General features: G+C 54.3%; 1 protein-coding gene. It reads left to right on the forward strand.

What is annotated here, in order from left to right; genetic code table 11:
- Positions 1-173: 173 nt before the first annotated feature.
- The coding region (locus tag BIU91_RS19495) for a winged helix-turn-helix domain-containing protein (protein ID WP_171907762.1) at positions 174-357 on the forward strand (184 nt) is incomplete at its 3' end.

Below are 357 nucleotides of genomic sequence, written 5' to 3' on the forward strand. Positions count from 1 at the left end.
CGTTAAACAGTCAAAACACGCCCGACTGAGCACTTTTCCACAGCCTACGAGCCGACCCGGCCGCGCGGTGCAACTACAACAATGAACCGAAAGGAACATACGTCCTAGGAGCTGTACAACCCGCGCTGCCGAGCCGTCTCGGCGGAACATACAACTAAACAGGAGAATCATGAATGCAAACTTTAACGCTCGACAAGCGCGACTACAGCCTGCACCTAGGCGAGAAGAGCGTAAATCTTCGACCCAGAGAGTACGCGGTACTCGACGTTCTTGCGCACAGGCCAGGCAACACATGGTCGCAAGAAGCTCTCATGGACTTGGTTTGGGACAGAGCCGTCAACCTTAACACGGTAGAAG

It is taken from the genome of Curtobacterium sp. MMLR14_002 (genome assembly GCF_001864975.1).
Taxonomy (GTDB): Bacteria; Actinomycetota; Actinomycetes; order Actinomycetales; family Microbacteriaceae; genus Curtobacterium; species Curtobacterium flaccumfaciens.